The organism is Marinobacter sp., from assembly GCF_041686475.1.
In the GTDB taxonomy this organism is placed as follows: Bacteria; Pseudomonadota; Gammaproteobacteria; order Pseudomonadales; family Oleiphilaceae; genus Marinobacter.
Window position 1 is genome coordinate 1 of record NZ_JAWLDU010000089.1, and the last position, 6864, is coordinate 6864.

The 6864-nt window shown below is 55.5% G+C and carries 7 protein-coding genes; 2 read left to right on the forward strand and 5 right to left on the reverse strand.

The genetic code is table 11. The annotated features are described in order from the left end of the window. Nucleotides 1-303 precede the first annotated feature (303 nt). Entirely contained in the window at nucleotides 304-1197 is an 894-nt protein-coding gene (locus ACESMB_RS13985; protein WP_372971868.1) for a glycosyltransferase family 2 protein, read from the forward strand. Here the strand turns inward: ACESMB_RS13985 and ACESMB_RS13990 are convergent. Continuing rightward, a complete protein-coding gene (locus ACESMB_RS13990; RefSeq protein WP_372971869.1) occupies nucleotides 1185-1586 on the reverse strand; it encodes a hypothetical protein in 402 nt (133 codons plus the stop codon). The genes ACESMB_RS13985 and ACESMB_RS13990 overlap by 13 nt on opposite strands. A gap of 315 nt (nucleotides 1587-1901) precedes the next feature. Next, nucleotides 1902-2630 (reverse strand): 3-deoxy-D-manno-octulosonic acid kinase, encoded by a 729-nt coding sequence (locus ACESMB_RS13995; RefSeq protein WP_372971870.1) that lies wholly within the window; start codon nucleotides 2628-2630, stop codon nucleotides 1902-1904. A gap of 146 nt (nucleotides 2631-2776) precedes the next feature. Between ACESMB_RS13995 and ACESMB_RS14000 the strand changes: the two genes are divergently transcribed. Continuing rightward, nucleotides 2777-3805 carry a glycosyltransferase family 9 protein gene (locus tag ACESMB_RS14000; RefSeq protein ID WP_372971874.1) on the forward strand — a complete coding sequence of 343 codons (1029 nt, stop codon included), beginning with the start codon at nucleotides 2777-2779 and terminating at the stop codon, nucleotides 3803-3805. 76 nt (nucleotides 3806-3881) lie between these two features. Here ACESMB_RS14000 and ACESMB_RS14005 read toward each other — a convergent pair whose 3' ends face one another. From ACESMB_RS14005 to glnE, 3 genes are all read right to left on the reverse strand, one after another. Then, nucleotides 3882-4286 carry a DUF6165 family protein gene (locus tag ACESMB_RS14005; RefSeq protein WP_372971871.1) on the reverse strand — a complete coding sequence of 135 codons (405 nt, stop codon included), beginning with the start codon at nucleotides 4284-4286 and terminating at the stop codon, nucleotides 3882-3884. Nucleotides 4287-4323: 37 nt separating this feature from the next. Further along, nucleotides 4324-5250, reverse strand: coding sequence for a branched-chain amino acid transaminase (locus ACESMB_RS14010; RefSeq protein WP_372971872.1), 927 nt, complete (start codon nucleotides 5248-5250; stop codon nucleotides 4324-4326). A gap of 87 nt (nucleotides 5251-5337) precedes the next feature. After that, the coding region (gene glnE, locus ACESMB_RS14015) for a bifunctional [glutamate--ammonia ligase]-adenylyl-L-tyrosine phosphorylase/[glutamate--ammonia-ligase] adenylyltransferase (protein ID WP_372971873.1) at nucleotides 5338-6864 on the reverse strand (1527 nt) is incomplete at its 5' end.

Here is a 6864-nt window from a genome sequence, read left to right on the forward strand (position 1 = left end):
ATTACAATCAGACCCGGTACCACCAAACCCTTGATTACCAAACACCGGATGAGGTGTACTACCAACAACCCATGACCCTGGCAGCTTGAGCCGGGAATAAAGCCGGATCAGAGCTTAACTGCACCTTCAGGCTGTCCAACTGATGGGGTCCACCTCAAATACCATGATGGAGTCTAATGTCTGGCTTGCGCTCCACTAAACATAATTCCATAGCCGATCGCCACAATTCACGTTTCGCTTCTATCTGAATCCACAATGAAGTTCAGATACAATCATTCATTTACTTCTTAATGGCCGAAGCTAATGCCTGAACTATCTATTGTCATTCCGACTCATAACCGACCTGAAATGCTAAAAAAAGCCGTCATGTCAGTGACGGCTCAAACCTTCAGCGACCTCGAAGTTATTGTGGTCGATGACGGTAGCAGCCCGCCTATCACTGACGATCTATTTGAGACCGAAGTTTCAATTCACCGTCATTCATCACCTAAAGGCGCTTCTGCCGCTCGTAATACCGGCCTCTCACACGCTAAAGGCACGTACGTCGCGTTTCTCGATGACGACGATACCTTAGACCCTGACTACTCTGCAGAACTGCTTAATTTCATGGACAATAACGGGGCTGACATCGATTTTTCCTGGCCGGCTCTCCATGTTATTGATATCCCCAAAGGCACCACTTCCATTGCTCAGAGACTTCCTTGCCTTATTCGTCGGAGCCAGCCGGCAACTGAACTGTCATATGCCGCCGCGGCTTACACACGAACCACGGGCATGATGTTCAGGGCTACTTCCATCCGAGAGTTTAACTGCTTTGATGAAACCCTCAGTGTTTCCGAGGACAGGGAGCTTATTTTCCGCATGTTAAGCCGAGGTTGCGGCTGTGGGGCTATTCCAGCACCTCTCGTTAATTTCTTTATTCACACAGGGCCTCGACTGAGCACTAATGACAACCTTCTGAGACAAGCCAACTGCGACGCAGTAGTTGCTCAGAGGCATGCAGATTTTATCGCCCAACACCCCAAGCTCGCATCACGTTACCTGAATCTTCTCGCCCGCAGGCAAAAAGACGCTGGATTGATCCAGGAATACCGATCGACCTTGAAAACGCTCCTAAAAATTAATCCATTGGACGCAAGGGCTCTGAGACGCTTCATTTTCTCATGGCCCCTATTAACAGGTCGTCAGTCAAATTGACGAGGCGCTATATTCCGGCTGGCACGTTTTGCCTCCAGCATTTCCCTCCAGCCCTTTACTCCAGCCCAGAAGGCTCCGTCATCCCATTCTGAGTATTTTGCCACGAAAGCCACTTCGAGATAGGCCTCTAAAAGGATTTTTACCATTTCCTCATCAGGCAATCGGGCCGCAACATTAGCGAGGTTGGAAATGGCAACCCCTATCGGCAGCATGCCAGAATGAACGCGGATGTCATCCTCATCAACCATGGAGAGTTCGTCGTCCGCCCCCATCAAAAAATTAGTCAAATTACCGTCTGGTTGTTCAATTCCCCGCTTATGGGCATCAGCCATGGTATGCCCAAGCAGGCGAATAATATCTATCTGTCTAGAGCGAGATGTTTCATGCATCAGCACGGCTCTGAGGGGCCGATACCCTTCCAGAAAAGCCGTTCCGTAGCCAAAACACTTCTCGGCCCTAACCCAACCGGCAAATACAATGGGCGGGACAGGACCACCCGCACGACGAATTTTCTTTCCTCGTCGTAGCGCCCGTAGCCAGTGAATCAGCCCGAATAGTGGCTTCCGATAACACTTGATAGCTGCTGGTTGACCGCCCACAAGGCCCCGATAGGTAATTCGGGTTCTGCGAGTATTGGAATGGAGCTCTTCTTCAAGTTCGACTGTAGTCATTAACGTGGGTCAGGCCTGCTTGGGGGAATGGCATTATGAATGGCGATGGTAGGCCTTCAGTAGTTTCTGCCAGAGGTTTTCACGTTGAGTCGAGGGCAAATACTTACACCGTTTCCCCACAGAACGATGAAGCCGCTCCAGGTTACGGTGCTTCCATGCGGAGTTCGCTGCATTGTCGCTCTCGGGTGCTAGCCGGCAACGGTCAAAGTCGATCAGATAAATCTGCTCGTCCGCCACCAGGATATTGTCACAGTTCAGATCGACGTGATCGAGCCCGCTGTCGTGAAAACGGCGAATAATCTGTCCTAACTGCTCCCAGAGCGACTCATCGCTCAGGCGTGAGCTGTCTGGGAACGTAACCGCGTTCGGTATGCGTTTCACCAGTATCGCCGCCTGGTACCAGAAAAGCCGGTATTTCCAGGCGACAGCAGAGACAGCTTCGGGCACCGGAAGCCCCATGGACCGGAGCCGGCCCAGCAGGCGGAATTCCGCCAGCGATCTGGCCTGATCAAAACCGGTAAACAGGTACGTCTTTTCTGCCAGCCGCGACATCAGGCCGCCCCGCTTGTAATGACGAAGCACCATGGCTGAAGGTTCCGTTTCGATAAACCAGGCGCCACCCCGCCCCCCGGAGGTCACCGGCTTTGCCCGGTCGCCCCAGAAGTCGGGAGAAAACCAGGACGCAGTAACACCTTCATACTCCGGCGATACCAGCAGTAATGACTTTCCGGAACGTGTAGGACTGCCCTTTGCAACTGTCAAAAGATCGGTACCCTCGGCCCGGTGAACATCGGATTCCCGGGTAAAGACGTTAAAAGCCGGTTAGGCTAGAATGGCGCACAGTTTACCAACGAGCCTCCCCCGGCTCCACATCCGGCAGTTAAAGATTGGAAACGGACCGTACATTGATCAACTCCATCTGCATATTACGCCTGTCCGCCATTGGCGACGTCACCCATGTCATCCCCGTTGTATTGAGCCTTCAAGAACAATTGCCCGGTGTTAAAATCACCTGGGTAATCGGCCGAATTGAAGCCAAGCTGATTGGTGACCTGCCCGGTGTCGAGTTTGTTATTTTCGACAAGAAAGCCGGCCGCCGGGGCTACGCGGACTTGCGCAATACTCTGAAAAACCGCAACTTTGACGCACTTCTGCACATGCAGGTAGCCTTCCGGGCCAATCTGGCCGCCGCGATGATCCCGGCAAAAATAAAGGTCGGCTACGACAAGGCCCGTAGCAAAGATCTTCACAGCCTGTTCATCAATCGGCGGATTGCCCCGGCGCCACAGCAGCATGTGCGGGATTGCCTGGCGAGCTTTCTGGAACCGCTGGGGCTGAAAGCGGCTGCACCAAAATGGAACATTCCCCTGACTCCAGAAGATCAGGAGTTTGCCCGTCAGCAACTCGCAACCGACCGCAAGAACCTGGTGATCAGCCCCTGTGCCAGCCACACCCTCCGCAACTGGCCGGCTGAGCGTTATGCCCGCCTGGGGGATCACGCAATTCATGTTCATGGCATGAAGGTGATTCTGGTGGGCAGTCCGGCGCCTTTTGAGGCGGAATTTTGCAATGCCATAGAAGATGCTATGGAGGAGCAGGCCCATAACATCTGTGGCAAGGATACATTGAAGCAGCTGGCTGCGCTGCTGGAGCATGCCGATCTTTTGGTAGCACCGGATACTGGCCCGGCGCATATTGCCAGTGCAATGGGGACGGATGTGCTTGGCATTTATGCCGCCAGCAATCCTTACCGGTCCGGACCTTACAATTCGCTTGAATGGTGCGTGAATCGTTACCCCGAGGCGCTGGAGCGGTTTACGGGGAAAACTGTCGACGAAGCTCGCTGGGGGGCCAAGGCGGAGTTTGAGGGAGCTATGGAGATGGTTTCTGTGGAGGATGTTACGGGGATACTGGATCGATGGGTTGCTGAACATTAGCAACGCTCCCCCCTCTCCCTGACCCTCTCCCGCGAGGGGAGAGGGAATACACATCCCAATTTCCGAGAGCGCCGTTTTACTTGCGGGCGGTGTAGTCCTGGTAGGACTTTTCTTCTACGAAGCGGGAGCCCAGGGCCAGGTTGACCTCTTTCTTGATGGCGGCGCGCTTGTCGTTGGTTACGTAGACAGCGCGGGCCAGTTCGATGAATTTCGGGCCGAAATCCTGGGCGGCTTCCTGGTCACGGATGTCGTCTTCGATTTCCCAGAGTTCCTCGTTGACGGCTTTCAGCTGTTTGCGCAGGTCCGCAATGGCGGCCTGACCCGGAACGGCCTCGTTCCAGGTAGCGTTCAGTTCCCCCAGTTCCAGACGAACATTTTTCACCTTCTCCGGGTCGGCAATCCGTTCGGATTTGATTTCGAGGATGGTGATCTTGTCCAGCACTTCGCCGAAGGAGACCGGCACTTTGATAACGTCTGCCATTTGCTCTTCCTGCAGGTGTTGTTAATGGAACCCGGCGTTAGCCGTTAACCTCTGTGAGCCAGTGTGAGTGCTCTGCGCTCTTACCCTTCACCGCGTCGAAGTACATGCCTTGCAGCTTCTCAGTCAGCGGACCACGCTTGCCGGCGCCGATCGCACGGCCATCCAGTTCACGGATCGGCAGCACTTCGGCAGCGGTGCCAGTGAAGAATGCCTCATCAGCGATGTAGACCTCGTCGCGGGTAATGCGGCGCTCTTTCACCGGTATGTTCAGCTCTTTGGCGAAATCCAGGATGGTCTGGCGGGTGATGCCTTCCAGGCAGGACGTCAGCTCCGGGGTGTGGAGCACGCCGTCACGCAGGATGAAAATGTTCTCACCAGAACCTTCAGCAACGTAGCCTTCGTTATCCAGCAACAGAGCTTCTTCGGCGCCACCGGAAATAGCCTCGTTCAGGGCCAGCATGGAGTTGATGTAGTTACCGTTGGCCTTCGCCTTGCACATGGTGATGTTGACGTGGTGACGGGTGTAGGACGAGGTACGAACCTTGATGCCCATCTCCTTCGCCTCCGGCGACATGTAGGACGGCCAGCTCCAGGCGGCAACCATTACGTGGACTTTCAGATTGTCGGCACGCAGGCCCATGCCTTCAGAGCCCAGGAACACCATCGGGCGCAGATAGGCTTCATCGAGGTTGTTCTCCCGAACCGCCGCGCATTGGGCAGCATTCAGCTCGTCCTTGCTGAACGGCATCTTCATGTTGAGGATATGGGCAGAGCGGAACAGGCGGTCGGTATGATCTTTCATACGGAAAATCGCGGCGCCCTTCTCTGTGCTGTAGGCTCGCACGCCCTCGAAGCAGCCCAGGCCGTAGTGCAAGGTGTGGGTCAGCACGTGGGTTTTGGCTTCCCGCCAGGGAACCATTTCGCCATCCATCCAGATGAAGCCATCACGATCAGCCATCGACATTGTTTCTGCTCCTAAAGCGCTCTTTTCGGGGACCCGGCATTCTAGCAGGAAAAACCCGGCTGACGAAGAGGCGCAACCACTGTTCCATCACTCCAGCATCACACGGTTCCACATACTCCGGATGTAGTCACGTTCCTCGGGAAATGCATCCCCCGCCACCTGGCTGTTCAGGTTCTGAAGCGCCCGGCGGTGAATGGTGGAACGCAGCACAATATAGACCTTCCGAAGCTTTTCGGTATCCTCGACCGGCAAGACCCCCGCACGGCCCAGCTCCTCCATCTGTCGAATATTATCGGACCACTGGGTCAGCTCCGGATGCTCCGAGCACCAGGCCAGCATCAGGTACTGCACCATGAACTCGATATCGATAATGCCGCCGAAGTCGTGCTTGATGTGGAAAACCTCAGGTTCCTTACCTTCAACCTGCGGCGTGCCCAGCGTTGTGCGCATTTTCTCGCGCATGGTAACTACGTCTTCCCTCAGCTTGTCCCGGTCCCTCTGCTGGCAAAGGATATCGCTGCGAAGTTTTTCAAAGGATTCGAGTGTCTCTTTACAACCAGCCACGCCACGGGCGCGGGCCAGGGCCTGGTGTTCCCAGGTCCAGGCATCGTTGCGCTGGTATTTCTCGAAAGCGGTCAGGGTGCTGACCAGCAGCCCCGAGCTGCCGGACGGACGCAGGCGCATATCCACTTCGTAGAGCTGGCCTGAAGGCGTCTGGGTGTTGAGAATGTGGACGATGCGCTGCCCCAGCCGGGTATAGAAAACGGCATTGTCGATGGACTTTTCTCCGTCCGTCGACTGTTCCGGGTCAGCGTCATGGATAAACACCAGATCCAGGTCCGAGGTATAGCCCAGTTCGATACCACCCAGTTTACCGTAACCAACAATGGCGAAATCCGTGTCGCAGGCGGAGCCATCCTTGCGCCGGGGATACCCGTGGCGGCTGACAAGATTGGCGAAAGCGACGTCCACCACATGGTCCAGCACCACTTCCGCAATCCAGGTGAGGTAATCGCTGACTTTCATCAGCGGCAGGGTTTCCCGGATCTCCGAGGCAGCGACCCGCAGGATGTGTGCCTTCTTGAAGTGCCGCAGATTTTCCATCTGCTCTTCGAGATCCTCGAAGGGTATCCGCAGCATTTGTTGGCGCAGGTCATCCTGGAGTTCGGTTTTCGCCGGCGGGCTGTAAAGGCTTTCTGCATTCAGCAACTCGTCCAGCAGCAATGGGGTTTCCGCCAGCTGGCTGGCAATCCACGGGCTCTCGCTGCACAGGCGCACCAGCTGGGTTCGCGCACCCGGATTCTCCATCAACAGCACCATGTAGGCCGTCCGCCGAAGAATGGCTTCCACCAACTGCAGAACCCGGGACAGGGTCTGGGACGGGCCGTCTACGTGAACCAGCGCTTCCAGCAACACGGGCATGAACTTGTTAAGCCGCTGTCGGCCCTGGGTCTGCAGCGTTTGCAGAGTACGGGTTCCCCGCAGGTCACTGAGAGCGGAATAGCTGCCTTGCGGATCTTCAAAGCCATGCTCGCGGAGCCAGGCTGTCGCGGCTTCTTCATCCATTTCGCCAAGCCACAGCTCCTGCCAGCCTTCATCGAGAACCGCCGCTTC

Excerpts from the sequence above, each read along its gene's own strand:
- ACESMB_RS13985 (WP_372971868.1), top strand. The coding sequence starts at position 304 with ATGCCTGAACTATCTATTGTCATTCCGACTCATAACCGACCTGAAATG.
- ACESMB_RS13990 (WP_372971869.1), bottom strand. The coding sequence starts at position 1,586 with ATGCATGAAACATCTCGCTCTAGACAGATAGATATTATTCGCCTGCTT.
- ACESMB_RS14005 (WP_372971871.1), bottom strand. The coding sequence starts at position 4,286 with ATGGCAGACGTTATCAAAGTGCCGGTCTCCTTCGGCGAAGTGCTGGAC.
- ACESMB_RS14010 (WP_372971872.1), bottom strand. The coding sequence starts at position 5,250 with ATGTCGATGGCTGATCGTGATGGCTTCATCTGGATGGATGGCGAAATG.